The organism is Salmonella sp. 741265055_HSA, from assembly GCF_046569525.1.
Lineage (GTDB): Bacteria > Pseudomonadota > Gammaproteobacteria > Enterobacterales > Enterobacteriaceae > Salmonella > Salmonella enterica.
In genome coordinates this window covers 1-25,774 of the sequence record NZ_JBKFSQ010000004.1, presented here as the reverse complement: position 1 = coordinate 25,774, position 25,774 = coordinate 1, and the positions used below count along the sequence as shown (strand labels likewise).

The following is a 25,774-nucleotide window of genomic DNA, read 5'->3' as shown; positions in this document are numbered from 1 at the left end:
GTAAGGGCTATGGGAATTAACGAAATCATCATGTACATCATGATGTTCTTTATGCTGATTGCCGCCGTGGACAGAATCCTGTCGCAGTTCGGCGGGTCGGCGCGCTTCCTCGGTAAATTCGGCAAGAGTATCGAGGGGTCTGGCGGCCAGTTTGAAGAGGGCTTTATGGCGATGGGCGCGCTGGGGCTGGCGATGGTCGGTATGACCGCGCTGGCGCCAGTGCTGGCGCATGTACTGGGGCCGGTTATTATCCCGGTATACGAAATGCTGGGCGCGAACCCATCCATGTTCGCGGGTACGCTGCTGGCCTGTGATATGGGCGGATTCTTCCTCGCCAAAGAGCTGGCCGGCGGTGATGTCGCGGCGTGGCTATACTCAGGGTTAATCCTTGGGTCGATGATGGGGCCGACCATTGTGTTCTCCATTCCGGTGGCGCTCGGCATTATCGAACCGTCTGACCGCCGCTACCTGGCGCTTGGCGTACTGGCGGGTATCGTCACCATTCCCATTGGCTGCATTGCGGGGGGATTGATCGCCATGTACTCAGGCGTGCAGATCAATGGTCAGCCAGTGGAGTTTACCTTCGCGCTGATCCTGATGAACATGATCCCGGTATTGATCGTCGCGGTGCTGGTAGCGCTGGGGCTGAAGTTCATCCCGGAAAAAATGATCAATGGCTTTCAGATCTTCGCCAAATTCCTCGTGGCGCTGATCACCATCGGTCTGGCGGCGGCGGTGGTTAAATTCCTGTTGGGCTGGGAGTTGATTCCGGGACTCGACCCGATCTTTATGGCGCCAGGCGACAAACCCGGCGAAGTGATGCGCGCCATTGAAGTGATCGGCTCTATCTCCTGCGTGCTGCTCGGCGCGTATCCGATGGTGCTGTTACTGACCCGCTGGTTTGAAAAACCGTTGATGAATGTCGGTAAACTGCTGAACGTAAATAATATTGCGGCGGCAGGCATGGTGGCGACCCTGGCGAACAATATCCCCATGTTCGGCATGATGAAGCAGATGGATACCCGCGGCAAAGTGATTAACTGCGCATTTGCCGTCTCTGCGGCATTCGCTCTGGGCGACCATTTAGGCTTCGCCGCTGCCAACATGAACGCCATGATCTTCCCGATGATCGTTGGCAAGCTGATCGGCGGCGTGACGGCGATTGGCGTGGCGATGATGCTGGTGCCGAAAGACGACGCCGCCCAGGTGAAAACCGAAGCGGAGGCGCAATCGTGAACACTCGCCAGCTACTGAGCGTCGGTATCGATATCGGCACCACCACCACGCAGGTGATCTTTTCGCGCCTGGAGTTGGTTAACCGTGCGGCGGTGTCGCAGGTGCCGCGCTACGAATTCATCAAACGCGACATTAGCTGGCAAAGCCCGGTCTTCTTTACGCCCGTGGATAAGCAGGGCGGTCTGAAAGAGGCCGAACTTAAAGCGCTGATTCTGGCCCAGTATCAGGCCGCAGGCATCGCGCCTGAATCGGTGGACTCAGGGGCTATCATTATCACCGGCGAAAGCGCCAAAACCCGCAACGCCCGTCCGGCGGTCATGGCGCTCTCGCAGTCGCTGGGCGACTTTGTGGTCGCCAGCGCCGGGCCGCATCTGGAATCGGTCATTGCCGGTTACGGCGCCGGGGCGCAAAGCTTGTCTGAGCAGCGGATGTGTCGGGTGCTGAATATTGATATCGGTGGCGGCACGTCTAACTACGCGCTGTTTGACGCGGGAAAAGTCAGCGGCACCGCCTGCCTTAACGTCGGTGGTCGCCTGCTGGAAACCGACGCTCAGGGGCGCGTGGTTTATGCCCATCAGCCGGGGCAGATGATTATCGATGAGGTGTTCGGTTCGGGTACTGATGCTCGCGCCTTGGCTGCCGCACAGTTAGGGCAGGTGGCGCGGCGGATGGCGGATCTCATCGTCGAGGTTATCACTGGCGCGCTCTCGCCGCTGGCGCAATCGCTGATGCAAACCGGGCTGCTGCCCGCCGATATTACGCCGGAGGTGATCACCCTTTCCGGTGGGGTAGGTGAATGCTACCGCAACCAACCTGCCGATCCGTTCTGCTTTTCTGATATTGGACCGCTGCTCGCCACGGCGTTGCATGAACATCCGCGCCTGCGCGAGATGAACGTGCAGTTTCCGGCGCAAACCGTACGCGCCACGGTGATTGGCGCGGGGGCCCATACGCTCTCGCTTTCCGGCAGTACTATCTGGCTGGAAGACGTCCAACTGCCGCTGCGCAACCTGCCGGTGGCGATCCCGCAGGATGACGCCGATCTGGTGAACGCCTGGCGGCAGGCGCTTCTCCAGCTTGATCTCGACCCGCAAACCGACGCTTACGTGCTGGCGCTTCCCGCCACGCTCCCGGTGCGTTACGCCGCATTACTCACGGTCATCAACGCGCTGACGGCTTTTGTCGCGCGTTATCCCAATCCACATCCCCTGCTGGTGGTGGCCGAGCAGGATTTTGGTAAAGCGCTGGGCATGTTATTGCGCCCACAGTTACCGCAACTTCCGCTGGCGGTCATCGATGAGGTGGTCGTGCGGGCGGGAGACTATATCGACATTGGTACGCCTCTTTTTGGCGGATCGGTTGTGCCGGTGACGGTGAAATCACTCGCATTTCCTTCCTGAGGGAACGACTTATGAAACTAAAGACCACATTGTTCGGCAATGTTTATCAGTTTAAGGATGTAAAAGAGGTACTGGCTAAAGCCAACGAACTGCGTTCGGGGGATGTGCTGGCCGGGGTTGCCGCGGCAAGTTCGCAGGAGCGCGTAGCGGCAAAACAGGTACTGTCGGAAATGACGGTGGCGGATATCCGCAACAATCCGGTGATTGCCTATGAAGAGGATTGCGTGACGCGCCTGATTCAGGACGACGTCAACGAAACGGCCTATAACCGGATTAAAAACTGGAGCATCAGCGAGCTGCGCGAATACGTGCTGAGCGATGAAACCTCCGTGGACGACATCGCGTTTACCCGCAAAGGCCTGACCTCCGAAGTGGTGGCGGCAGTAGCGAAAATCTGCTCCAACGCCGACCTGATCTACGGCGGCAAGAAAATGCCGGTGATCAAAAAAGCCAATACCACCATCGGTATTCCGGGCACCTTTAGCTGCCGTTTGCAGCCGAACGATACCCGTGACGATGTACAGAGTATCGCCGCGCAAATCTACGAAGGGCTTTCTTTCGGCGCAGGCGATGCGGTGATCGGCGTTAACCCGGTGACCGATGACGTGGAGAACCTGACCCGCGTGCTCGACACCGTTTACGGCGTTATCGATAAATTCAATATTCCGACCCAGGGCTGCGTGCTGGCGCATGTCACCACCCAGATTGAAGCGATTCGTCGCGGCGCGCCGGGCGGACTGATTTTCCAAAGCATTTGCGGCAGCGAGAAGGGCTTAAAAGAGTTCGGCGTCGAGCTGGCCATGCTCGACGAAGCGCGGGCTGTGGGGGCGGAGTTCAACCGCATCGCCGGGGAAAACTGCCTGTACTTTGAAACCGGGCAAGGGTCTGCGCTCTCTGCTGGCGCGAACTTTGGTGCCGACCAGGTGACGATGGAAGCGCGTAACTACGGGCTGGCTCGCCACTACGATCCGTTCCTGGTGAACACCGTCGTGGGCTTTATCGGGCCGGAGTATCTCTACAACGACAGGCAGATTATCCGCGCCGGTCTCGAAGATCACTTTATGGGCAAGCTGAGCGGCATCTCAATGGGCTGCGACTGCTGCTATACCAACCATGCCGACGCCGACCAGAACCTTAACGAAAACCTGATGATTCTGCTCGCCACTGCCGGCTGTAACTACATCATGGGGATGCCGCTCGGCGACGACATCATGCTCAACTACCAGACCACCGCTTTCCACGATACCGCCACCGTCCGTCAGTTGCTGAATTTACGGCCATCGCCGGAGTTTGAACGCTGGCTGGAAACGATGGGCATTATGGCAAACGGTCGTCTGACCAAACGGGCGGGCGATCCGTCACTGTTCTTCTGATGACGCGGGGATAACACCATGGATCAAAAACAGATTGAAGAAATTGTACGTAGCGTGATGGCGTCAATGGGACAGGACGTACCGCAACCCGCCGCGCCGTCAACGCAGGAAGGCGCAAAGCCGCAGTGCGCCGCGCCGACGGTGACCGAAAGCTGCGCGTTGGATTTAGGTTCCGCGGAGGCAAAAGCCTGGATTGGCGTCGAGAACCCGCATCGTGCGGACGTGCTGACCGAACTGCGTCGCAGTACTGCGGCACGTGTCTGTACGGGTCGTGCCGGGCCGCGTCCACGTACCCAGGCGCTGTTGCGCTTCCTGGCGGATCACTCCCGTTCGAAAGACACCGTGCTCAAAGAAGTGCCGGAAGAGTGGGTCAAAGCGCAAGGGCTGCTGGAAGTGCGTTCGGAAATCAGCGACAAAAACCTGTACCTGACGCGCCCGGATATGGGGCGTCGCCTGAGCCCGGAAGCCATTGACGCGCTGAAGTCGCAGTGCGTGATGAACCCGGATGTGCAGGTAGTGGTCTCCGATGGCCTCTCTACGGATGCGATCACCGCCAACTATGAAGAGATCCTGCCGCCGCTGCTTGCCGGTCTGAAGCAGGCCGGGCTGAACGTCGGCACGCCGTTCTTTGTGCGCTATGGCCGCGTGAAGATTGAAGATCAGATTGGCGAAATTCTCGGCGCGAAGGTCGTCATCCTGCTGGTGGGCGAACGTCCGGGGCTGGGGCAGTCGGAAAGCCTCTCCTGCTACGCCGTCTATTCCCCGCGCGTGGCGACCACCGTCGAGGCCGACAGAACCTGTATTTCAAACATTCATCAGGGGGGGACGCCGCCAGTAGAAGCCGCCGCCGTGATTGTGGATTTGGCCAAACGGATGCTGGAGCAGAAAGCGTCCGGCATCAACATGACCCGTTAAGGAGACATCATGCCTGCATTAGATTTGATTCGACCTTCAGTGACTGCCATGCGCGTGATTGCCTCCGTGAATGACGGCTTTGCGCGGGAACTTAAATTACCGCCACATATACGTAGTCTCGGACTCATCACGGCAGATTCTGATGATGTGACCTATATTGCCGCTGACGAAGCGACAAAACAGGCGATGGTGGAAGTAGTCTATGGCCGCTCCCTCTATGCCGGGGCGGCTCACGGGCCGTCGCCGACCGCCGGTGAGGTGTTGATTATGCTGGGCGGACCGAACCCGGCGGAAGTGCGCGCCGGTCTGGATGCAATGGTCGCCAGCATTGAAAACGGCGCGGCGTTCCAGTGGGCGAACGATGCGGAAAATACCGCGTTCCTGGCGCATGTGGTTTCGCGTACCGGCTCGTACCTCTCGTCTACCGCAGGTATCGCGCTGGGCGATCCAATGGCCTATCTGGTAGCGCCGCCGCTGGAAGCGACATTCGGCATTGACGCGGCGATGAAATCCGCTGACGTTCAACTGGTGACTTACGTGCCGCCGCCGTCGGAAACCAACTATTCGGCCGCGTTCTTAACGGGAAGCCAGGCCGCGTGTAAAGCCGCCTGCAACGCCTTTACCGACGCCGTGCTGGATATCGCCCGTAACCCTGTCCAGCGTGCGTAACGGAGGCTGCCAATGATCAATGCCCTGGGATTACTGGAAGTGGACGGAATGGTCGCCGCCGTCGATGCGGCGGATGCCATGCTGAAAGCGGCCAACGTGCGTTTGCTCAGTCACCAAGTGCTCGACCCTGGTAGGCTCACGCTGGTGGTGGAGGGCGATCTGGCGGCGTGTCGTGCGGCGCTGGATGCCGGAAGCGCCGCCGCGCAGCGCACAGGCCGTGTGATTAGCCGCAAAGAAATTGGTCGTCCGGAAGAGGACACCCAGTGGCTGATTGGCGGGTTTGCGCGTGCGACAACGCCGACTGAGAAAGCGCCCCAGGTACCCGCAACGCCTGAGTTCGCTGAAGCGTTACTGGCGCTGCTGGCATCAGTACGCCAGGGAATGACGGCGGGAGAGGTTGCCGCGCATTTTGGCTGGCCGCTGGAGCAGGCCAGAAACGTGCTGGAACAACTCTTTTCTGACGGAGCGTTGCGTAAACGCAGTAGTCGCTATCGCATCAAAAATTAATCTGTCGGAGGGCCGGGCGTCCTGGCGGGCGTCCGGCATAGAAGATCATGAAAAAGACCCGTACAGCGAATTTGCACCATCTTTATCATGAAGCGTTACCCGAAGACGTTAAACTTACGCCCAGAGTCGAGGTGGACAATGTTCATCAGCGACGGACGACGGATGTCTATGAACATGCTCTGACTATCACCGCCTGGCAGCAGATCTACGATCAGTTACACCCGGGTAAATTTCATGGCGAGTTCACGGAAATCCTGCTTGATGAGATTCAGGTGTTCCGTGAATACACCGGCCTGGCGCTGCGTCAGTCGTGTCTGGTTTGGCCAAACTCTTTCTGGTTTGGTATTCCGGCGACGCGCGGCGAACAGGGATTTATCGGCGCGCAGGGGCTCGGCAGCGCCGAGATTGCCACCCGACCGGGAGGCACCGAGTTTGAACTGAGCACGCCGGATGATTACACCATTCTGGGCGTCGTTATCTCGGAAGATGTTATTTCCCGTCAGGCCACGTTTTTGCATAACCCGGAAAGGGTGCTGCATATGCTACGTAACCAGTTAGCGCTGGAGGTAAAAGAGCAGCATAAAGCGGCGCTGTGGGGCTTTGTGCAGCAGGCGCTGGCCACCTTTAGCGAGAGTCCTGAAACCCTGCATCAACCTGCGGTGCGTAAGGTCTTGAGTGATAATTTGTTGCTGGCGATGGGCACGATGCTGGAAGAGGCGAAGCCGATTCATAGCGCCGAAAGCATCAGCCATCAGGGATATCGTAGGCTACTGTCGCGGGCGCGGGAATATGTGCTGGAAAATATGTCGGAGCCGCTGACGGTGCTCGACTTATGTAACCAGCTACACGTAAGCCGTCGCACGCTGCAAAATGCGTTTCACGCCATTTTGGGCATTGGCCCCAATGCGTGGCTGAAACGTATTCGCTTAAATGCAGTACGCCGGGAACTGATTAGCCCGTGGTCGCAGAGCGCCACGGTCAAAGATGCCGCGATGCAGTGGGGATTCTGGCATCTGGGGCAATTTGCCACCGATTATCAGCAATTATTTGCCGAAAAACCGTCGTTGACGCTGCATCAACGGATGCGGCAATGGGCTTGATGGCATTCTTGTGCCGGATGCGACGCTTTGCGTCTTATCCGGCCTACGGGGCGGTGCCGTTGTGGTTGTAGGCCTGATAAGCGTAGCGCTATAAGGCAATTACACCCAGTCGCGTACCTGAATAAACTCGCTCAGCGCCGCTTCCGGGCTACCCGCTTCCGGCTGCCAGTCGTACTCCCAGCGCACCAGCGGCGGCATCGACATCAGGATAGATTCAGTGCGCCCGCCGGTTTGCAGACCAAACAGGGTGCCTCTGTCCCACACCAGGTTGAACTCCACGTAGCGCCCGCGGCGATAAAGTTGAAAATTACGCTCCCGCTCTCCCCAGACCATCGCTTTGCGTCGTTCGACAATCGGTAAATACGCCTCGGTGTAGCCGTTACCGACCGCCTGCATAAAAGCAAAACAGTGGTCGAAATCCGGCGTATTCAAATCGTCAAAAAACAGGCCGCCGATACCGCGCTGCTCGTTACGATGCTTGAGGAAAAAGTAGTCGTCGCACCACTTTTTATAACGCGGATACACATCGTCGCCAAACGGCTGGCACAGGTCGCGGGCGGTGCGGTGCCAGTGAACGGCATCCTCTTCAAAGCCGTAGTAGGGCGTTAAATCGAACCCGCCGCCAAACCACCACACCGGATCGGCGCCCGGTTTTTCGGCAATAAAAAAGCGCACGTTAGCATGGCTGGTGGGAATATACGGATTGTGCGGATGCACCACCAGCGATACGCCCATCGCTTCAAAGCTACGCCCGGCCAGTTCTGGCCGATGTGCGGTGGCGGACGCGGGCATTGCATCGCCGTGAACGTGAGAGAAATTAACGCCCGCCTGTTCGAAAATCCCGCCGTTGCGTAATACCCGGCTGCGTCCGCCGCCGCCCGCTTCGCGTCGCCAGCTATCTTCGACAAAGTTTGCGCCATCCACAGCGGATAACGTTTGGCAAATATCATCCTGCAGGCGTAGCAGAAACTGTTTTACGTGATGTGCATCGGGTTTCATGATTACCGTTTCTTCGTGTGTGCTTTCTGATTATCAAACCAGTGAAAATAACTGATGATGCCGTTGGCGATCGCCGTAGCGATTTTCTGGCGAAACGCCGTCGTGCCCAGCAGGCGTTCTTCTTCCGGATTGGTAATAAACGAGGTTTCGACCAGTACCGACGGAATTGACGGTGATTTTAGCACCACGAAAGCCGCTTGTTCGGTAGTGCGGCTGTGTAATTTATGTATAGGTTTGATTTTCTTGAGAATATGCGAACCCAGCGTCAGACTGTTTTTAATCGTATCGGTTTGCACCAGATCAAACAAAACTTGTTGTAATAGATGATCCCGGTCAGTGGCTTTTTTACCCGCCACTTCGTCCGCGCGGTTTTCACGCTCGGAGAGATACTTCGCCATGGCGCTACTGGCCCCGCGGTTGGAAAGCGCAAAAACGGAAGCGCCCGCCGCTTTCGGGTTGGTAAAACCATCGGCATGAATGGACATAAACAGATCCGCGCCGTGCTTATGGGCGATTTCCACTCGATCGTACAGCGGAATAAAGGTATCCCCTGTCCGGGTTAAACGCGCATCGATTCCGTGATTTCGCAAAATAGCGCGTACGTTTTTGGCAATTGCCAGCACGACGTGTTTTTCCTGAGAACCGTTGCGGCCAATCGCGCCGGTATCGATGCCGCCGTGTCCGGGGTCGAGCATCACCAACCGTTTACTGCCGGTTTTTTTGGTTTTGGGTTTGCTGTGACCATTACTGGTTTTTAGCGTTTCTTCTTTGGCTATTGCGTGCGACATACCTGACAGCGTCAGGGCCGCCAGACCTGTTTTGAGTACCTGGCGGCGCGATGTGAGAGTTTTTAGGAGTTTAAAAGTGCTCATACGGCCTGAGTTGTGAAAATTAAGTTCAAGATGTTATATCGTATCGCGTAATCCGTTACGACGGTTGGTGATGAGAATTGTTTTACTTTTCATTTCAATACGTGACACATCGCCATTATGCCATTTTTTCCGCTACATCGCGTCAGATATTGGCTGAATCAGATGTTTGCGCCATAATCTTGGTTTTTCCACCCGAAAAGGCAACGAATACCATGGAAATACGCGTTTTTCGCCAGGAAGATTTCGAAGAGGTGATTACCCTCTGGGAGCGTTGCGACCTGCTGCGTCCATGGAACGATCCTGAAATGGATATTGAACGCAAGGTGAATCACGATGTCAGCTTGTTCCTCGTTGCGGAAGTTAGCGGCGAAGTCGTCGGTACGGTAATGGGCGGTTATGACGGGCATCGCGGCTCGGCGTATTACCTGGGCGTTCACCCGGAGTTCCGCGGGCGCGGCATTGCGAATGCGTTGCTTAACCGGCTGGAAAAAAAACTCATCGCCCGCGGGTGTCCGAAAATCCAAATTATGGTGCGCGATGATAACGACGTTGTGCTGGGCATGTATGAACGTCTGGGGTATGAGCATTCTGACGCCCTAAGTTTGGGTAAACGCCTGATTGAAGATGAAGAGTACTGAGTTTCATCCAGCCGATTATGATGTACACGGACGTTTACGCCTGCCGTTTCTGTTCTGGTGCGTACTGCTACTTCAGGCGCGCGCCTGGGTACTCTTTGTCATTGCCGGTTCATCCCGTGGACAGGGTAATACTTTGTTAAACTTTTTTTATCCCGACCATGATAATTTTTGGCTGGGGCTGTTGCCCGGCGTTCCGGCGGTAGTGGCGTTTTTACTCAGCGGGCGGCGTGAAGCGTTTCCTGGTGTGTGGCGCTGGCTGCGCGGACTCCTGATCCTCGCTCAACTGGTGTCGTTGTGCTGGCTGCCGGTGATGTGGCTGGGTGGCGACCCGGTCAACGGCGTCGGGCTGGCGCTGCTGCTGGCGGACATCGTCGCGCTGATCTGGCTGTTAACCAATCAACGTTTGCGTGCCTGTTTTTCCTTTGAGAAAGAATAACGGCACTTTTTGGCGAACCCGCACTCCAACCAACGTTAATTAATAAAAGAAAGGAAGTGAGATGAAATCGCTGCGTTTGACTTTACTCGCACTGCCGCTGGCGCTGACCGGCTGCTCGACGCTCTCCTCGGTCAACTGGTCTGCCGCAAATCCATGGAACTGGTTTGGTTCCTCGACAGAAGTCACTGAGCAAGGCGTGGGAGCGCTGACCGCCGCCACGCCGCTGGAAGAGCCGGCTATTGCAGAGGCATTAGATGGCGATTATCGCCTGCGTAGCGGTATGAAAACCGATAACGGCAACGTGGTGCGCTTTTTCGAAGCGATGAAGGGCGACAGCGTCGCGATGGTGATCAACGGCGAGCAGGGAACCGTGAGCCGTATTGATGTGCTGGACAGCGACATCCCAACCGCCGCGGGGGGCAAAATCGGTACGCCGTTTAGCGACCTTTACAGCAAAGCGTTTGGTCACTGCGAGCCGGTTTCCAGCGATAGCCATACCAGCGTCGAATGTAAAGCCGAGGGAAGTCAGCATATTAGCTATGTTTTCTCCGGCGAGTGGAGCGGACCGGAAGGCTTAATGCCTCCTGATGACGTCTTAAAAAACTGGGACGTGAGCAAAATTATCTGGCGTCGTTAATTTGCGCCTGAACAAACCGCTTCGCTTAAAAACAAGGTAAAATAGCCTCCATTAATGCCACGACTGCGTGGCATTCTCATTTTCAGGAGGAATCATGTCTCAGGTTCAAAGTGGCATTTTGCCGGAGCATTGCCGTGCGGCAATTTGGATTGAAGCCAATGTGAAAGGCGACCTGGACGCCCTGCGCGCGGCCAGCAGAACATTTGCCGATAAACTGGCGACCTTCGAAGTCAAATTTCCGGACGCCCATCTTGGGGCCGTTGTGGCGTTTGGCAACAACACCTGGCGCGCCCTGAGCGGCGGCGTCGGGGCGGAAGAACTGAAAGATTTTATTCCTTATGGTAAAGGGCTGGCGCCGGCCACGCAGTATGACGTGCTGATCCATATCCTTTCTCTGCGCCACGATGTGAATTTTTCTGTTGCCCAGGCGGCGATGGAAGCCTTCGGCGACGGTATCGACGTGAAAGAAGAAGTTCACGGCTTCCGTTGGGTGGAAGAACGCGATCTGAGCGGCTTTGTCGACGGGACAGAGAACCCGGCGGGCGAAGAGACGCGCCGTGAAGTGGCGGTGATCAAAGATGGCGTGGATGCCGGCGGCAGTTATGTGTTCGTGCAGCGTTGGGAACACAATCTCAAGCAACTTAACCGGATGAGTATTCACGATCAGGAGATGATGATCGGGCGTACCAAAGAAGCCAATGAAGAGATTGACGGCGATGCGCGTCCGGCAACGTCTCACCTGAGCCGCGTCGATCTCAAAGAAGATGGCAAAGGGCTGAAGATTGTGCGCCAGAGCCTGCCATACGGCACCGCCAGCGGTACTCATGGTCTCTATTTCTGCGCTTACTGCGCACGTCTGCACAATATCGAACAGCAGCTTCTGAGTATGTTCGGCGATACCGACGGTAAACGCGACGCGATGCTGCGCTTCACCAAACCGGTGACTGGCGGCTACTATTTTGCGCCGTCGCTGGATCGCCTGTTAGCGCTATAAGGTAAAACCCTGTCGGATGGCAGCGCAAACGCTTTATTCGACCTACGATTGGTAGGCCTGATCAGCGCAGCGCCATCAGGCAGAACAGCATAAAAATGCCCATCCCCGCCTCCGCGGGGATTTTTTTACCTAAGATTTACCTGAATTAGTGAGCTATTCCTCAGTACTTATTTGTTATTACTGTATTTTCAGTGTTAATGGAGTGTAAGACTCCATATTCAAAAGGAGACATTGAAAATGGGTAAACTCACGGGCAAGACAGCATTGATTACGGGCGCATCGCAGGGCATTGGCGAAGGGATCGCTCGCGTATTCGCACGCCACGGCGCGAACTTAATCTTGCTGGATATCTCCGATGAGATTGAAAAACTGGCGGATGAGCTGGGCGGGCGCGGACATCGCTGTACTGCCGTTAAGGCTGACGTCAGAGATTTTGCTTCGGTGCAGGCGGCGGTTGCGCGCGCCAAAGAGACTGAAGGTAGAATTGATATTTTGGTGAATAACGCTGGCGTGTGCCGTCTGGGCAACTTCCTCGATATGAGTGAAGAAGATCGCGATTTCCACATTGATATTAATATTAAAGGTGTCTGGAACGTCACCAAAGCCGTCCTGCCGGAGATGATTAAACGTAAAGATGGCCGCATTGTGATGATGTCTTCCGTCACGGGAGATATGGTGGCGGACCCGGGTGAAACGGCCTATGCGCTGTCAAAAGCCGCCATTGTCGGTTTAACCAAATCGCTGGCGGTAGAGTATGCGCAGTCCGGTATTCGCGTGAATGCCATCTGCCCCGGTTATGTAAGAACGCCGATGGCGGAAAGCATTGCCCGTCAGTCTAACCCTGACGATCCGGAATCGGTATTAACGGAAATGGCAAAAGCTATTCCGCTACGCCGCCTTGCCGATCCGCTGGAAGTAGGGGAACTGGCGGCATTTCTGGCTTCCGATGAGTCCAGCTATCTTACCGGAACGCAAAACGTCATTGATGGCGGCAGTACCCTGCCTGAAAGCGTGAGCGTTGGCGTCTGATTGAGGCCGGTCTCCTCCCCGCGCCGCGTGGGGAGGGATTCTCTTATTCCCTTTTCAACTTTCAAATCATCAAACGGTATATAAAACCGTTACTCCTTTAGCGCTGGTTATAAATATGATGACCATAAGAAAGTCATTAAATTTATAAGGGTGCGCAATGGCCGTTAACTTACTGAAAAAGAGACCCCTGACGCTGGCAGCAATGCTGTTACTGGCAGGGCAGGCGCAGGCAACGGAGCTGCTGAACAGCTCATACGATGTCTCCCGCGAGCTGTTTGCCGCCCTTAACCCGCCGTTTGAGCAACAATGGGCGAAGGATAACGGCGGCGATAAGCTGACGATTAAGCAGTCTCATGCCGGGTCATCAAAACAGGCGCTGGCGATTTTGCAGGGTCTGAAGGCAGACGTCGTGACCTACAATCAGGTGACCGACGTACAGATTCTTCATGATAAAGGCAAACTGATCCCTGCCGACTGGCAAAGCCGTCTGCCGAACAACAGTTCGCCATTCTATTCCACGATGGGCTTCCTGGTGCGCAAGGGGAACCCGAAAAATATTCACGACTGGAGCGATCTTGTACGTTCCGACGTGAAGCTGATTTTCCCTAACCCGAAAACCTCCGGCAACGCCCGTTACACGTATCTGGCGGCATGGGGCGCGGCGGATAACGCGGACGGCGGCGATAAAGCCAAAACCGAACAGTTTATGATCCAGTTCCTGAAAAACGTCGAAGTGTTTGATACCGGCGGCCGCGGCGCTACGACTACCTTTGCCGAGCGTGGTCTGGGCGATGTGCTGATTAGTTTTGAATCGGAAGTGAACAACATCCGCAAACAATATGAAGCCCAGGGATTTGAAGTGGTGATCCCGAAAACGAACATTCTTGCTGAATTCCCGGTTGCCTGGGTGGATAAAAACGTGAAGGCCAACGGCACAGAAAAAGCCGCCAAAGCTTACCTTAACTGGCTGTATAGCCCGCAGGCGCAGACCATCATCACCCATTACTACTACCGCGTGAATAACCCGGAAATCATGGGCAAGCAAGCAGATAAATTCCCGCAGACCGAACTGTTCCGCGTGGAAGAAAAATTTGGCACGTGGCCTGAGGTGATGAAAACGCACTTTGCCAGCGGCGGCGAGCTGGACAAACTGTTGGCGGCGGGGCGTAAGTAATGCTTGCCGTTTCTTCCCGACGCGTGCTGCCCGGCTTTACGTTAAGCCTCGGCACCAGTTTGCTGTTTGTCTGCCTGATCCTGCTGTTGCCGTTGAGCGCGCTGGTGATGCAGCTCTCACAGATGAGCTGGTCGCAATACTGGGATGTCGTGACCAACCCACAGGTGGTGGCTGCTTATAAAGTGACGCTACTGGCGGCATTTGTGGCATCGATTTTTAACGGCGTGTTTGGCCTGCTGATGGCGTGGATTTTAACCCGCTACCGTTTTCCAGGGCGCACGTTGCTGGATGCGCTGATGGATCTGCCATTTGCGCTGCCGACAGCGGTAGCGGGATTAACGCTGGCCTCGCTGTTCTCAGTGAACGGTTTCTACGGTCAGTTTCTCGCGCAGTTTGATATCAAAGTGACCTATACCTGGCTCGGTATTGCGGTGGCGATGGCCTTTACCAGCATTCCATTTGTGGTGCGCACCGTCCAGCCGGTACTGGAAGAGCTGGGGCCGGAATATGAAGAAGCGGCACAAACGCTGGGGGCCACCCGCCTGCAAAGTTTTCGCAAAGTCGTGCTGCCTGAGCTGTCGCCTGCGCTGATTGCCGGCGTGGCGCTCTCTTTTACCCGTAGCCTGGGCGAGTTTGGCGCGGTGATTTTTATCGCCGGAAATATCGCCTGGAAAACAGAAGTGACCTCGCTGATGATTTTTGTGCGTTTGCAGGAGTTTGATTACCCCGCCGCCAGCGCCATTGCCTCGGTGATCCTTGCGGCATCCTTGCTGCTGCTGTTCTCTATCAATACTTTGCAAAGTCGCTTTGGTCGACGTGTGGTAGGTCATTAATGGCGGAAGTGACTCAATTGAAGCGATACAACGTCCCCCGTATTAACTGGGGAAAATGGTTTCTGATTGGCGTCGGGATGCTGGTTTCGGCGTTTATCCTGCTGGTGCCGATGATTTACATCTTCGTGCAGGCGTTCAGCAAAGGGTTAATGCCGGTACTGCAAAATCTGGCCGATCCGGACATGCTGCACGCCATCTGGCTGACGGTGTTGATTGCCTTGATCGCAGTGCCGGTGAATCTGGTGTTCGGCATTCTGCTGGCGTGGCTGGTGACGCGCTTTAACTTCCCCGGACGTCAGCTATTGCTGACCCTGCTGGATATTCCCTTTGCCGTCTCGCCGGTGGTGGCCGGTCTGGTCTATCTGCTGTTTTATGGTTCCAACGGCCCGCTGGGCGGCTGGCTGGATGAGCATAATTTGCAAATGATGTTCTCCTGGCCGGGGATGGTACTGGTTACTATTTTTGTCACCTGTCCGTTTGTGGTGCGCGAACTGGTGCCAGTAATGCTCAGCCAGGGCAGTCAGGAAGATGAGGCGGCGATTTTACTGGGCGCATCCGGCTGGCAAATGTTTCGCCGCGTAACGTTGCCGAATATTCGCTGGGCGCTACTCTACGGCGTGGTGTTAACCAACGCCCGCGCGATTGGCGAGTTTGGCGCGGTGTCGGTGGTGTCCGGCTCGATTCGCGGCGAAACGTTATCGCTACCGTTACAGATTGAATTACTGGAGCAGGACTACAACACCGTCGGCTCCTTTACCGCCGCCGCATTGTTGACGCTAATGGCGATTATTACCCTGTTTTTGAAGAGCATGTTGCAATGGCGTCTGGAGAATCAGGAAAAACGCGCGCAACAGGAGGAAAATCATGAGCATTGAGATCGCCAGAATTAAGAAATCGTTTGGTCGCACTCAGGTACTGAATGATATCTCGCTGGATATTCCTTCCGGCCAGATGGTTGCCTTGTTGGGGCCGTCTGGTTCCGGCAAAACGACGCTGCTGCGCATTATTGCCGGGCTGGAACATCAGTCCAGCGGCCATATTCGTTTCCACGGTACGGACGTTAGCCGCCTGCACGCGCGTGAGCGTAAAGTCGGTTTTGTGTTTCAGCACTATGCGCTGTTTCGCCATATGACGGTGTTTGACAACATCGCTTTTGGCCTGACGGTGCTGCCGCGACGCGACCGCCCAACTGCGGCGGCGATTAAAACGAAAGTGACGCAATTGCTGGAGATGGTGCAACTGGCGCACCTCGCGGATCGCTTCCCCGCCCAGCTTTCCGGCGGACAAAAACAGCGCGTGGCGCTGGCGCGCGCGCTTGCCGTGGAACCGCAAATTCTACTGCTGGATGAACCCTTTGGCGCGCTGGATGCCCAGGTACGTAAAGAGTTACGTCGCTGGTTACGCCAGCTACATGAAGAACTGAAATTCACCAGCGTCTTTGTCACCCACGATCAGGAAGAAGCGACGGAAGTGGCGGATCGGGTGGTGGTAATGAGTCAGGGCAATATCGAACAGGCTGATGCGCCGGATCGAGTGTGGCGTGAACCGGCAACCCGCTTTGTACTGGAGTTTATGGGCGAGGTGAATCGTCTGACAGGCACCGTCCGCGGCGGGCAGTTTCACGTTGGCGCGCATCGCTGGCCGCTGGGTTATACGCCCGCGTACCAGGGGCCGGTCGATCTGTTCCTGCGTCCGTGGGAGGTGGATATTAGCCGCCGCACCAGCCTGGATTCTCCGCTACCAGTACAGGTCATTGAGGCCAGCCCGAAAGGTCACTATACACAGTTAGTGGTACAGCCGCTGGGGTGGTATCACGATCCGCTGACGGTGGTGATGGCGGGTGAGGATGTTCCGGTTCGCGGCGAGCGTTTATTTGTTGGACTGCAAAAAGCGCGTCTGTATAACGGCGACCAGCGTATTGAAACGCGTGAAGAGGAACTTGCTCTGGCGCAATCGGCCTGATAGGTTAATTTGTATAGTTATCGCCCGGTGGCGCTACGCATACCGGGCTTACCAGGTGCAGCATGACCTGTAGGCCGGGTAAGCACAGCGCCACCCGGCATTTTTATTGAGCTGAAAACGTGAATACATTAGAACAAACCATCGGCAATACGCCGCTGGTCAAATTACAACGTCTGGGGCCGGATAACGGCAGTGAAATCTGGGTCAAGCTGGAAGGCAATAATCCGGCAGGATCGGTGAAAGATCGCGCGGCGCTATCGATGATTGTCGAGGCGGAAAAGCGCGGGGAAATTAAACCGGGCGATGTCCTGATTGAAGCGACCAGCGGCAACACTGGCATTGCGCTGGCGATGATCGCCGCGCTGAAAGGTTATCGCATGAAGCTATTGATGCCAGACAACATGAGCCAGGAGCGTCGGGCGGCAATGCGGGCCTATGGCGCGGAACTGATTCTGGTCACTAAAGAGCAGGGAATGGAAGGGGCGCGCGATTTAGCGCTCGCTATGTCTGAGCGCGGAGAAGGTAAACTGCTCGATCAGTTTAATAATCCTGATAACCCCTACGCCCACTACACCACCACCGGCCCGGAAATCTGGCGGCAAACGTCAGGTCGCATCACCCATTTTGTCTCCAGCATGGGCACCACCGGCACCATTACCGGCGTGTCGCGTTTTCTGCGCGAGCAGGAAACGCCGGTCACTATCGTTGGCCTACAGCCGGAAGAGGGCAGCAGTATTCCGGGTATTCGACGCTGGTCTGCGGAATATATGCCGGGCATTTTTAACGCCTCGCTGGTAGATGAGGTGCTGGATATTCATCAGAATGATGCCGAAAACACCATGCGTGAACTGGCGGTTCGTGAAGGGATTTTCTGCGGCGTCAGCTCTGGCGGCGCGGTAGCGGGCGCGTTACGCGTCGCACGAGCCACGCCCGGCGCGATAGTGGTGGCGATCATCTGCGATCGCGGCGACCGTTACTTGTCTACCGGCGTGTTTGGTGAAGAGCATTTCAGCCAGGGGGCAGGGATTTAAACGAGGTGCCATCGTCGTATGGCACCCGTGTGTTATAGCGTTTTATCCGTTTCCGCAATAAGCGCATGTAAATAAGGCTGCGCGTTTTCATCGCTTTTACCGGGAATTTTAACGATATAGGATTTTCCGGTGATGGACGACGACGACGCGACTTTATCGATAAACTGTTCGGCGGTGTCGATACGATTGCGCGTGTTGCCCAGTTTTAAGCGCAGGTGCGATACGGCTTCCTCGCAGTTATGCGCATCACCGTTACGAACGAATGTCAGATCCTTTTTCTGCGCCAGCGCATTCAGCATGGCGTTAATGCGCGCTTCTTCGTGGGCGTTTAGCTTCGCCCAGGCGGGGAGGGTCAGCAGGAGCGCAACGACGGCGCAGACAATTTTCTTCATGGTAAAATCCTTTTTCATGCGATAATCACTGCACCTCAGACCGTTAGCCGGGTAATAAGTTGCACTCCTGGTGTGGTTATTTCTGTGAGTGCGCCAGCGTGAGTTCATCCAGAAAACGCCACAGCTTTTCATTCATTTGCTGGTAATCCCATGCGCGCATCTCGGCAACCGAGCGGATAAAACGCTTCCCTTGCGCGTCGGCCAGCTCCTGCTGCGAATGTTGGATTAATCCTTCAACCGCCTCGACGGTAAATTCCATATGACACTGGAAGCCGTAGACAAAATTACCGTACTGCACTATCTGACGTGGACAGCCTTCGCTTTCGGCCAGCACGGTCGCCTGATCGGTGAGTCCTGGCATATCGTTGTGCCAGTGGCCGACGGTTAACGGGGAGCCAAAGTGGGTGATAAGCGGATGCCGCAGACCGGCTTCAGTGAGCGTAATAGGGTAGTGACCAATCTCTTTTTCCGGACTTTGGCACACAGCGGCGCCCAGCGCCTCGCCAATGAGCTGTGAACCAAGACAAATGCCGATAACCATCCGCCGGGCCGTAATCGCCTGATTAATTAAGTGCTGTTCGGCGCGAGAGTCAAAGTATGGGCACTCTTCGCGGGTGGTGCGCGGCGACTGCGGACCGCCAAATACCACGAGCATATCGAACTCATCGGCATTGGGCGGTAGCGCTTCTCCGGCATAGACGCGCGACCATGAAATGGTATAACCGCGATCTTCAGCCCATTTCAGATAAGCGCCAGCGGATTCAAACGACTCATGGACAACAAAATGAACTCGCACGTTATTTTCTCCTGTTAGCGATTTAGCGCCTGATGGATATCAGCCGCCAGCGTGTTGATCTCGCTGTCATTTAATGTCGACAGCGTGATACGTAGACCGTGAGACGGCGCGCTTACGCCAAAGGCTTCTCCCTCACGTACCAGCCAGCCGGATTTTGCCAGCGTAAACGCGGTAGCCTGGCTATGGGTGTCCAGCGGGAGCCAGGCATTCACGCCGTCGCCGGGAGAAATGGCGATGCCATATTGCTGTAGGGCGCGGGCCAGTTTTTGTTGCCGGGCGGCGTAAAACAGCCGCGTTTGCGCCAGCCTGTGCTGATACTCAGGGTCGGTCAGGCAGGCGTAGACCAGATCCTGTAACAGATGGCTGACCCACTGACTACCGGCATTTAGCCGCAGCCGAAGTTTTGCCGAGGTCGCGCTGTCGCTGGCGACAATAGCAAGACGTAAATCAGGGCCAAGGGCTTTGGAAACGGAGCGTATCACCGCCCAGTGTTGCGTTGTCTGCGCAATAACCGGCTGCCAGGGCGACGAAGAAAGTAGAGCGAAGTGATCGTCGATAATGACCACTACCTGAGGGTAACGCGCCAGTATATTTTGCAGCGCAGCGGCACGGCGAGCGCTCAGGCTACAGCCGGTAGGGTTGTGTGCGCGCGGCGTTAAGATCACTGCCCGCGCGCCCTGGTTTAGCGCCTGTTCCAGCTTTTCAGGCTGCATTCCTTCGCTATCCACACTGACCGGGCTGGCGCTAAAACCGGCATAGCGCAGCATATTGATACTGCTTAAAAAACAGGGATCTTCCACCGCGACGCTGTCGCCCGGCAGCAGATGCGCGCAAAGCAGTCTTTCGATAGCGTCGATAGCTCCGCTGGTGATATCAATTTCGCCTGCGACGGGGGTGGCATCCCGTAGCCAGCGCGCCGCCCAGGCGTGTAGTTCAGGGGAAACGGGCGCATCGCCGTAGAGATGCGGCGTGCGGCTGAGACGAGCAAAATAACGGCTAAGGTCAGGCAGACGCTGCGGATCGGGATTGCCGCCGGAAAGGTCGTGCAGAGGCGTATGCGGATCGCCGCCTTCCAGCGCTACGGGAGACGGACTGCCTTTAATCACCGTCCCATTGCGGCCTAAACTTTGCGCCAGTCCCGCCGTTATCAGCCGTTTATACGCCGCTGCGACGGTATTGCGGTTCACCTTTAATTCGCTTGCCAGCTCCCGTACCGGCGGGAGCGAATCCTCCGCCCGTAACGTGCCGGCGATAATGTGTTGACGGATACTGTCAAAAATTTCGTTAGCGGTTTTTCCGTCGATCATTATTGACCTATGACAAAATGAATTTTAGCATATGACAATGATAATGAGGCGGTAGCCTGCTGTCCAGCGAGAGGAAAATTTTATGGGACAAGAGAGTGATATTCAGTCAGTGCTCTTCGACGACAACCATCGGGCGTTACAGACCGATATCGTCGCCGTCCAGTCACAGGTCGTGTACGGCAGCGTAGGCAACAGCATCGCTGTTCCGGCCATTAAAGCGCAGGGACTACGCGTGACGGCGGTCCCGACGGTGCTATTCAGCAATACGCCGCACTATACAACCTTTTATGGCGGCATTATTCCCGCCGAGTGGTTTGCAGGCTACCTTACGGCGTTGAATGAGCGCGATGCGCTACGTGAATTAAAAGCGATTACCACCGGTTACATGGGCAGCGCAGACCAAATTGTCTTGCTTTCGAAGTGGCTAATGGCGATCCGGGCTTCGCATCCGGAGGTGTGTATTCTTGTCGATCCGGTCATTGGCGATACCGACAGTGGAATGTATGTGCAGGCGGAAATTCCGCAGGCTTATCGCACACATTTGTTGCCGCAGGCGCAGGGGCTAACGCCGAACGTATTTGAGCTGGAGATGCTGAGTGGTAAACCGTGTCGCACGCTGGAAGAGGCGGTGGCGGCGGCGCAATCGCTGCTTTCCGATACGCTGAAATGGGTGGTTATCACCAGCGCGCCGGGTGAATCTCTGGAGACCATAACGGTTGCCGTCGTTACCGCGCAGGTCGTGGAGGTCTTTGCTCATCCGCGGGTGGCGACGGAGTTAAAAGGGACGGGAGATCTCTTCTGCGCCGAGCTGGTCAGCGGTATTGTGCAGGGAAAAAAACTGACGACCGCGGCAAAAGATGCGGCGCAGCGCGTGCTGGAGGTGATGACCTGGACACAGCAGTGTGGCTGTGATGAGTTAATTCTGCCGCCGGCAGGGGAGGCGCGATGAAGAGTTATCGGCTGGTGGTTCGCCAGCAGGGACGTATCGTGGGGCATTTTGAAACGAGCGGGCTGGACGCGCTGGAAGATATCTGCGTGGCGCGAGCGATATTTGGCATCACTGGCGGCTATCAGTGCGAGTTGCAAGTGTCCGATTCCGAACGCAGGATGCTGGAGAGTGGCCCGGATGGGATGAAGATCCTGATGCGCGAGAAGTGCTTTCGCCCGGTGACCTCGCAGTTGTAACCCGTGGATTGGCGCTGAAATGTTCGCAACCTTGTAGGCCTGATAAGCGTAGCGCCATCAGGCAGTGCGCCGCACCATCGCCGGATGGCGGCGCAAGCGCCTTATCCGGCCTACAGGCAAAAAAATGGCGCCCAAAGGCGCCATTCTTCACTGCGGCAAGAATTACTTCTTAATGCGGATAACCGGAGTTTCACCCACGGTCACGCTACCGGACAGTTTGATCAGTTCTTTGATTTCATCCATGTTGGAGATAACAACCGGAGTCAGGGTAGACTTGGCTTTTTCTTCCAGCAACGGCAGATCGAACTCGATGACCGGATCGCCAACTTTCACGCGCTGACCTTCTTCAGCAATACGCTTGAAGCCTTCGCCTTTCAGCTCAACGGTGTCGATACCGAAGTGAACGAACAGCTCAATGCCGCTATCGGATTCGATAGAGAACGCATGGTTGGTTTCAAAGATTTTGCCGATGGTGCCGTCAACAGGGGCGACCATTTTGTTACCGGTTGGTTTGATAGCGATGCCATCACCAACGATTTTTTCAGCAAAAACTACATCCGGCACGTCTTCGATGTTGACGATCTCGCCAGAGAGCGGGGCAACAATCTCAATAGTTCCGGTGTCTTTCTTATCATCAGAAACCAGAGATTTTAGTTTATCGAACAAACCCATGATCTTCTCCTAAGCAGTAAATTGGGCCGCATCTCGTGGATTAGCAGATTGTTTTTTCTTCAATGAACTTGTTAACCAGCGTCATTAACTCGTCCGTTGTCGGTTGAGCAAGAGCCTGCTCTGCTAACACCTTCGCATCTTCGAAGTTCGTGTTACGGATAATCTTCTTAATGCGCGGGATAGAAATGGCGCTCATAGAGAATTCGTCCAGACCCATCCCCAGCAACAGAAGTGTAGCACGTTCGTCGCCTGCAAGCTCACCACACATGCCAGTCCATTTACCTTCTGCATGAGAAGCATCAATAACTTGCTTGATCAAGTTCAGTACGGACGGTGACATTGGCTGGTAAAGGTGTGAAATCATATCATTACCACGGTCAACTGCCAGGGTGTACTGCGTTAAATCATTGGTGCCGATACTAAAGAAATCAACTTCTTTGGCTAAATGACGCGCAATTGTCGCCGCAGCCGGTGTTTCCACCATCACGCCAATCTCAATGCTTTCGTCAAATGCTTTACCTTCGTCACGCAGTTCCTGTTTGTAGATTTCAATCTCTTTGCGCAGCGCGCGAACTTCTTCAACAGAGATGATCATCGGGAACATAATGCGCAATTTACCGAAAGCGGAGGCACGCAGAATCGCGCGAACCTGGTCACGCAGGATCTCTTTGCGATCCATGGCGATACGCACGGCGCGCCAGCCCAGGAACGGGTTCTCTTCTTTCGGGAAGTTCATGTACGGCAGCTCTTTGTCGCCGCCAATGTCCATGGTACGGACGATAACCGCCTGCGAGCCGCACGCTTCAGCGACCGCTTTATAGGCGGCAAACTGCTCTTCTTCCGTCGGCAGCGCGTCGCGATCCATGAACAGGAATTCAGTACGATACAGACCAACGCCTTCCGCGCCGTTACGCTCAGCGCCTTCAACGTCGCGAACGGTACCGATGTTGGCGCAAACTTCAACCTGATGTCCATCCAGCGTGATTGCCGGCAGATCTTTCAGTTTTGCAAGTTCCGCTTTCTCGGTCGCAACCTGCTCCTGGACGGCGCGCAGTTGCTCAATAACATCGTTGGTCGGGTTGACGTAAACCTGGTTGTTTACGGCATCCAGAATCAGATAATCGCCGTTTTTCACCTGAGAGGTGACGCTACCGGTACCTACGATCGCTGGCAGTTCCAGAGAACGCGCCATGATGGAGGTATGAGACGTGCGTCCGCCCGCGTCGGTGATGAAGCCCAGCACTTTCTGCAGGTTCAGCTGTGCGGTTTCTGATGGCGTCAGGTCAGCGGCAACCAGGATAACTTCTTCCTGAATCGCGCTCAGATCGATAATGGCCAGACCCAGGATGTTGCGCAGCAGGCGCTTACCGATATCACGTACGTCAGCCGCGCGCTCTTTCAGGTATTCATCATCCAGTTCTTCCAGGGCAGTGGCCTGACCTTCGATAACTTCATGCGCGGCTGCGTCAGCCGTCATGTGCTTATCTTTAATCAGGGCTATGATTTCCTGCTCCAGCTCCTCATCTTCGAGCAGCATAATATGCCCTTCAAAGATGGCTTCTTTTTCTTCACCGAACGTTTCACCAGCTTTTGTCTTGATCGCTTCCAGTTGCGCAGATGCCTTGGCACGACCGCTCAGAAAACGTTCAACTTCCTGATCAACCTTGTCGGCAGAAATTTTTTTCCGGTCAATGACGATTTCGTCTTCTTTCAGCAGCAGTGCTTTGCCGAAAGCGATACCCGGGGATGCTAAAATGCCTGAAATCATAACCCTACCTTACTTGTGACTGATTTTTAAAAGAACCCGGAAAAAAACTTACTCGAGTTCCGCCATCAGTTTGACCAGATGTTCAACCGCTTTCTGCTCATCTTCACCTTCTGCGGAGATGGTGACGACGGTGCCTTGAGTCAGGCCCAGAGTCTGCAGTTTAAACAGGCTTTTCGCGCTGGCGCTTTTGCCGTTGGAAGTCACAGTAATCTCAGAAGTGAAGCCTTTTGCTTCTTTAACAAACTGAGCAGCAGGGCGGGTGTGCAGACCGTTCGGAGCGGTAATGGTAACTTCTTGCTGGAACATTGTATTTCCCCAACTTATAGGTTTAGTGTTGTGGAACTAAAGTCTAGCCTGGCGGCTCAACTTTAGCCTGTATTGTTAGCGCCGGCGTAAACGGGACGCGACACAAAAGGTGTTCTACGCAATCCGTTGCTGGCAACTTATGGCCGCTGACGTTTCGCTCGTCATTAAACATTATGCCGCGAAAGGAAGATTTGAACCAAATCATAAAATCGATTCAGCTAACGCTTTTCCTGTAACGATTAATTTCGCGCATCAAAATAATTAGTCTGGTTAAATACCAGTTCCGGCAGGGTGAATCAATGCCAGGTGAGGTGAAAGTTTGAAGCAGGCCACAAAAAAGCACCCAAAAAGGTGCTTTTTTACGCGTTTTTAACATGCTGGCATCACTGTTGCAGTTCTTTCTCAGTAAAGAGATCGGCGAACAACGCGGTGCTCAGATAACGCTCACCTGATGAAGGTAGGATAACCACAATATTCTTATTGGTAAAGCTTTCATCTTCCTGCAGCTTAAGCGCTGCAGCAACCGCGGCGCCGGAAGAAATTCCCGCCAGAATACCTTCCTCTTCCATCAGACGGCGCGCGGTAGAAATGGCTTCTTCATTGGTGATGCCAACCACTTTATCAATCAGTTTCAGATCCAGGTTGCCCGGGATGAAGCCTGCGCCGATGCCCTGAATTTTATGTGGGCCCGGTTTGATCTCTTCACCAGCCAGCGCCTGGGCGATAACCGGGGAGTCAGTGGGTTCTACCGCAACGGTGATAAGATCGGTTTTACCCTTCGTCCCTTTGATATAACGCGTGACGCCGGTTAACGTACCGCCAGTGCCGACGCCGGAGATAAACACATCCACCTGACCATCGGTGTCTTCCCAGATTTCCGGGCCGGTGGTTTTTTCATGGATTTCCGGGTTGGCAGGGTTGCTGAACTGCTGGAGCAGGAGATATTTTTGCGGATCGCTGGCGACAATTTCTTCGGCTTTCTGAATAGCGCCTTTCATCCCTTTCGCCCCTTCGGTCAGCACCAGATTCGCGCCTAATGCTTTGAGTAGCTTGCGGCGTTCAATGCTCATGGTCTCCGGCATGGTCAGGGTGAGTTTGTAACCGCGCGCGGCGGCGACATACGCCAGCGCAATACCGGTGTTGCCACTGGTCGGCTCCACCAGTTCCACGCCAGGTTTCAGTACGCCACGCTTTTCGGCATCCCAAATCATATTGGCGCCGATACGGCACTTGACGCTGAAGCTCGGGTTGCGCGACTCCACCTTCGCCAGAATGCGTCCATTACCGATACGGTTCAGTCGAACCAGCGGCGTATGACCGATAGTCAGCGAGTTATCTTCATAAATCTTACTCATGGCCTGTCCTTAACTGTATGAAATTGGGATACCTTCCCAGCATACCTTCCAGCCAGATATGGGGAAGTAAGGATTTCGCATATCTATATGCTGATGGGGAATAATGGTTATCAGTATGGAATAAGAGACAGCATAAGAGCCTATCCCATTAGGGCTATTTTACTTGCCATTTTGGACCTGGGCAGTGC

28 protein-coding genes are annotated in these 25,774 nt (G+C 55.2%); 19 read left to right on the top strand and 9 right to left on the bottom strand.

All coding sequences use genetic code 11. The annotated features are described in order from the left end of the window. Positions 1-9: 9 nt before the first annotated feature. The 7 genes from eutH to eutR are packed head-to-tail and all read left to right on the top strand — an operon-like array spanning position 10 to position 7,200. Positions 10-1,236: an ethanolamine utilization protein EutH gene (gene eutH, locus ACLD4K_RS03390; protein WP_000512359.1), complete on the top strand. Its 1,227-nt coding sequence runs from the start codon at positions 10-12 to the stop codon at positions 1,234-1,236. Continuing rightward, positions 1,233-2,636: an ethanolamine ammonia-lyase reactivating factor EutA gene (gene eutA / locus ACLD4K_RS03385; RefSeq protein WP_001097522.1), complete on the top strand. Its 1,404-nt coding sequence runs from the start codon at positions 1,233-1,235 to the stop codon at positions 2,634-2,636. The genes eutH and eutA overlap by 4 nt, the downstream gene beginning before the upstream one ends. Positions 2,637-2,647: 11 nt before the next feature. Then, on the top strand, positions 2,648-4,009 hold the full coding sequence (gene eutB / locus ACLD4K_RS03380) for an ethanolamine ammonia-lyase subunit alpha (protein ID WP_000769990.1): 1,362 nt from the start codon (positions 2,648-2,650) through the stop codon (positions 4,007-4,009). An 18-nt stretch (positions 4,010-4,027) separates the two neighbouring features. Continuing rightward, positions 4,028-4,924, top strand: a complete 897-nt coding sequence (gene eutC / locus ACLD4K_RS03375) for an ethanolamine ammonia-lyase subunit EutC (RefSeq protein WP_000372335.1) — start codon at positions 4,028-4,030, stop codon at positions 4,922-4,924. A 9-nt stretch (positions 4,925-4,933) separates the two neighbouring features. Further along, the gene (gene eutL, locus ACLD4K_RS03370; protein WP_001111056.1) at positions 4,934-5,593 is read left to right on the top strand and encodes an ethanolamine utilization microcompartment protein EutL; all 660 of its coding nucleotides are present in this window, start codon (positions 4,934-4,936) and stop codon (positions 5,591-5,593) included. Positions 5,594-5,605: 12 nt separating this feature from the next. Continuing rightward, complete coding sequence (eutK, locus tag ACLD4K_RS03365) at positions 5,606-6,100, top strand: ethanolamine utilization microcompartment protein EutK (protein ID WP_000606266.1); 495 nt, start codon at positions 5,606-5,608, stop codon at positions 6,098-6,100. Positions 6,101-6,147: 47 nt separating this feature from the next. Next, positions 6,148-7,200, top strand: coding sequence for an HTH-type transcriptional regulator EutR (eutR, locus tag ACLD4K_RS03360; protein WP_000753665.1), 1,053 nt, complete (start codon positions 6,148-6,150; stop codon positions 7,198-7,200). Positions 7,201-7,299: 99 nt separating this feature from the next. Here eutR and hemF read toward each other — a convergent pair whose 3' ends face one another. After that, complete coding sequence (hemF, locus tag ACLD4K_RS03355; protein ID WP_000801340.1) at positions 7,300-8,199, bottom strand: oxygen-dependent coproporphyrinogen oxidase; 900 nt, start codon at positions 8,197-8,199, stop codon at positions 7,300-7,302. A gap of 2 nt (positions 8,200-8,201) precedes the next feature. Continuing rightward, the gene (gene amiA / locus ACLD4K_RS03350; RefSeq protein WP_000102880.1) at positions 8,202-9,071 is read right to left on the bottom strand and encodes an N-acetylmuramoyl-L-alanine amidase AmiA; all 870 of its coding nucleotides are present in this window, start codon (positions 9,069-9,071) and stop codon (positions 8,202-8,204) included. 212 nt (positions 9,072-9,283) lie between these two features. On the opposite strand from amiA, the gene ACLD4K_RS03345 reads away from it, so the two are divergent. From ACLD4K_RS03345 to cysM, 10 genes are all read left to right on the top strand, one after another. Then, positions 9,284-9,709, top strand: coding sequence for a GNAT family acetyltransferase (locus tag ACLD4K_RS03345; protein WP_000406008.1), 426 nt, complete (start codon positions 9,284-9,286; stop codon positions 9,707-9,709). Then, positions 9,696-10,145 (top strand): DUF2919 domain-containing protein, encoded by a 450-nt coding sequence (locus ACLD4K_RS03340; RefSeq protein ID WP_000842937.1) that lies wholly within the window; start codon positions 9,696-9,698, stop codon positions 10,143-10,145. The genes ACLD4K_RS03345 and ACLD4K_RS03340 overlap by 14 nt, the downstream gene beginning before the upstream one ends. Before the next feature lie 61 nt (positions 10,146-10,206). Then, positions 10,207-10,782, top strand: coding sequence for an RpoE-regulated lipoprotein (locus ACLD4K_RS03335; protein WP_411011383.1), 576 nt, complete (start codon positions 10,207-10,209; stop codon positions 10,780-10,782). 94 nt (positions 10,783-10,876) lie between these two features. Then, positions 10,877-11,776 (top strand): Dyp-type peroxidase, encoded by a 900-nt coding sequence (locus tag ACLD4K_RS03330; RefSeq protein ID WP_411011382.1) that lies wholly within the window; start codon positions 10,877-10,879, stop codon positions 11,774-11,776. 237 nt (positions 11,777-12,013) lie between these two features. Next, entirely contained in the window at positions 12,014-12,805 is a 792-nt protein-coding gene (gene ucpA, locus ACLD4K_RS03325; protein ID WP_000517460.1) for an SDR family oxidoreductase UcpA, read from the top strand. Positions 12,806-12,962: 157 nt separating this feature from the next. Continuing rightward, the gene (gene cysP, locus ACLD4K_RS03320; protein WP_411011381.1) at positions 12,963-13,979 is read left to right on the top strand and encodes a thiosulfate/sulfate ABC transporter substrate-binding protein CysP; all 1,017 of its coding nucleotides are present in this window, start codon (positions 12,963-12,965) and stop codon (positions 13,977-13,979) included. Further along, positions 13,979-14,812: a sulfate/thiosulfate ABC transporter permease CysT gene (cysT, locus tag ACLD4K_RS03315; RefSeq protein ID WP_000881746.1), complete on the top strand. Its 834-nt coding sequence runs from the start codon at positions 13,979-13,981 to the stop codon at positions 14,810-14,812. Before cysP ends, cysT begins: the two co-directional genes overlap by 1 nt. Next, entirely contained in the window at positions 14,812-15,687 is an 876-nt protein-coding gene (cysW, locus tag ACLD4K_RS03310) for a sulfate/thiosulfate ABC transporter permease CysW (protein WP_411011380.1), read from the top strand. Before cysT ends, cysW begins: the two co-directional genes overlap by 1 nt. Further along, positions 15,677-16,774: a sulfate/thiosulfate ABC transporter ATP-binding protein CysA gene (gene cysA, locus ACLD4K_RS03305; RefSeq protein WP_000021076.1), complete on the top strand. Its 1,098-nt coding sequence runs from the start codon at positions 15,677-15,679 to the stop codon at positions 16,772-16,774. The genes cysW and cysA overlap by 11 nt, the downstream gene beginning before the upstream one ends. Before the next feature lie 119 nt (positions 16,775-16,893). Then, on the top strand, positions 16,894-17,805 hold the full coding sequence (gene cysM, locus ACLD4K_RS03300; RefSeq protein ID WP_411011379.1) for a cysteine synthase CysM: 912 nt from the start codon (positions 16,894-16,896) through the stop codon (positions 17,803-17,805). A gap of 32 nt (positions 17,806-17,837) precedes the next feature. Here the strand turns inward: cysM and ACLD4K_RS03295 are convergent, their stop codons facing one another. Genes ACLD4K_RS03295 through ptsJ form a run of 3 tightly spaced genes read right to left on the bottom strand, consistent with a single transcriptional unit; the run spans position 17,838 to position 20,300 of the window. Next, positions 17,838-18,215: a YfeK family protein gene (locus ACLD4K_RS03295; protein WP_411011378.1), complete on the bottom strand. Its 378-nt coding sequence runs from the start codon at positions 18,213-18,215 to the stop codon at positions 17,838-17,840. Positions 18,216-18,273: 58 nt separating this feature from the next. Then, positions 18,274-18,993 (bottom strand): GMP synthase, encoded by a 720-nt coding sequence (locus ACLD4K_RS03290; RefSeq protein WP_001263757.1) that lies wholly within the window; start codon positions 18,991-18,993, stop codon positions 18,274-18,276. Positions 18,994-19,007: 14 nt separating this feature from the next. Beyond that, complete coding sequence (gene ptsJ, locus ACLD4K_RS03285) at positions 19,008-20,300, bottom strand: transcriptional regulator PtsJ (protein WP_023231429.1); 1,293 nt, start codon at positions 20,298-20,300, stop codon at positions 19,008-19,010. A gap of 82 nt (positions 20,301-20,382) precedes the next feature. Here ptsJ and pdxK point away from each other — a divergent pair, with 82 nt between their 5' ends. Both pdxK and ACLD4K_RS03275 read left to right on the top strand, forming a co-directional pair. Further along, positions 20,383-21,249: a pyridoxine/pyridoxal/pyridoxamine kinase gene (gene pdxK, locus ACLD4K_RS03280; protein WP_350387694.1), complete on the top strand. Its 867-nt coding sequence runs from the start codon at positions 20,383-20,385 to the stop codon at positions 21,247-21,249. Beyond that, positions 21,246-21,485, top strand: coding sequence for a cytoplasmic protein (locus ACLD4K_RS03275; protein ID WP_080095163.1), 240 nt, complete (start codon positions 21,246-21,248; stop codon positions 21,483-21,485). Before pdxK ends, ACLD4K_RS03275 begins: the two co-directional genes overlap by 4 nt. 162 nt (positions 21,486-21,647) lie before the next feature. Here ACLD4K_RS03275 and crr read toward each other — a convergent pair whose 3' ends face one another. The 4 genes from crr to cysK all read right to left on the bottom strand — a co-directional run bounded on the left by crr (position 21,648) and on the right by cysK (position 25,586). After that, positions 21,648-22,157 carry a PTS glucose transporter subunit IIA gene (gene crr / locus ACLD4K_RS03270; protein ID WP_000522253.1) on the bottom strand — a complete coding sequence of 170 codons (510 nt, stop codon included), beginning with the start codon at positions 22,155-22,157 and terminating at the stop codon, positions 21,648-21,650. A 40-nt stretch (positions 22,158-22,197) separates the two neighbouring features. After that, on the bottom strand, positions 22,198-23,925 hold the full coding sequence (ptsI, locus tag ACLD4K_RS03265; RefSeq protein WP_000623118.1) for a phosphoenolpyruvate-protein phosphotransferase PtsI: 1,728 nt from the start codon (positions 23,923-23,925) through the stop codon (positions 22,198-22,200). Between the two features lie 48 nt (positions 23,926-23,973). After that, positions 23,974-24,231 (bottom strand): phosphocarrier protein Hpr, encoded by a 258-nt coding sequence (gene ptsH, locus ACLD4K_RS03260; protein WP_000487600.1) that lies wholly within the window; start codon positions 24,229-24,231, stop codon positions 23,974-23,976. 383 nt (positions 24,232-24,614) lie between these two features. Continuing rightward, positions 24,615-25,586: a cysteine synthase A gene (gene cysK, locus ACLD4K_RS03255; RefSeq protein ID WP_000036904.1), complete on the bottom strand. Its 972-nt coding sequence runs from the start codon at positions 25,584-25,586 to the stop codon at positions 24,615-24,617. Between the last annotated feature and the right edge of the window lie 188 nt (positions 25,587-25,774).